The 1,375-nt window shown below is 65.7% G+C and carries 2 protein-coding genes; both read left to right on the plus strand.

Going from position 1 to position 1,375, the window contains the following annotated elements; genetic code table 11:
• The coding region (locus BRAS3843_RS27860) for a chemotaxis protein CheW (RefSeq protein ID WP_035983020.1) at positions 1-857 on the plus strand (857 nt) is incomplete at its 5' end.
• Positions 857-1,327, plus strand: coding sequence for a chemotaxis protein CheW (locus BRAS3843_RS27865; RefSeq protein WP_008972470.1), 471 nt, complete (start codon positions 857-859; stop codon positions 1,325-1,327). The genes BRAS3843_RS27860 and BRAS3843_RS27865, both read left to right, overlap by 1 nt.
• The last annotated feature ends 48 nt before the right edge of the window (positions 1,328-1,375 follow it).

The following is a 1,375-nucleotide window of genomic DNA, read 5'->3' on the forward strand; positions in this document are numbered from 1 at the left end:
CCGATCCGCTGGTGCATCTGATCCGCAACGCGATCGACCATGGCATCGAGGATACCGCGACCCGGACTGCGGCCGGCAAGACCGAATCCGGCCGCATCGAGCTGCAGGCGGTCCACTCCGGCGCCCAGGTGCTGGTGACCGTGCGCGACAATGGCGGCGGGCTCAACACCGCGCGCATCAGAGCCAAGGCCGAAGAGCAGGGCCTGATCGCGCCGGGGGCTGCGCTGTCGGACAGCGACATCCACCAGTTCCTGTTCCACCCGGGCTTCTCGACCGCACAGACGATCTCGGCGCTGTCGGGCCGCGGCGTCGGCATGGACGTGGTCAAGCGCACCATCGAGAACATGCGCGGCACGATCGATCTTGCGACCAGGCCGGGGCAGGGCACCACGGTGACCTTGCGGCTGCCGCTGACCTTGGCGATCATCGAAGGATTGCTGATCCGGGTCGGCGAGGGCCGCTACATCATTCCGCTGTCGGCGGTGGAGGAATGCGTCGAGCTGACGGCCGAGGACCAGCGCTCGCGCGGACGCAGCTTCCTCAATATGCGCGGCAGCCTGGTGCCATTCTTAAGGCTGCGCGAGCTGTTGCATGTCAACGCCGCCGCCGAGCTGCATCAGAAGACCATCATCATCTCGACCGGCGAGAGCCGGGTGGGGCTGGTGGCCGATCAGATCATCGGCAACCACCAGACCGTGATCAAGTCGCTGTCGAAGCTGCATTCGGACGTCACGATCTTCTCGGGCGCGACCATCCTGGGCGACGGCACCGCGGCGCTGATCCTGGATGTGGCGCAGCTGGTGGCGCTGGCGCAGGCGCGCACCGAGAAGCAGCAGCAGATGAACGAGGCGGCGTGATGAGCATTGCGCAGAAGCAGGATGCGAGCGCGACCGCCGACGGCGCCTTGCAGGTGGTGATGATCGGGCTCGGCGAGGAGAAGTTCGCGCTCGAGGCCGAGCTGGTGCGGGAGATCATCGATCCGGTGCCGGTGACGGCAGTGGCGGGCGCCAAGCCGTTCGTGCCGAGCGTGATCAACGTGCGCGGCAACGTGATTCCGCTGGCCGACTTACGCATCCGCTTCGGCATGCCGGCGGCGGATGCCTCGGTCGACACAAGGATCGTGGTGATCGAGCTTGCAATCGACAATGAGCCGGTCCTGGTCGGGCTGACCGCCGACAAGGTCTACGAGGTCACCGAGATCACGCGGGCCGACGTGCAGCAGACGCCGCGGGTGGGCATGCATTGGCGGCCGGAATACATCCGCTTCATCAGCAAATGGCGCGAGGAGTTCGTCATCGTGCCGAACATGGAACGCATTCTGAACTAGGGGACGTCCTGAGGGGTCGGGACGAGTGGGGCTGAAAATGAGATTTAC

This window comes from Bradyrhizobium sp. STM 3843, from assembly GCF_000239815.1.
GTDB lineage: Bacteria > Pseudomonadota > Alphaproteobacteria > Rhizobiales > Xanthobacteraceae > Bradyrhizobium.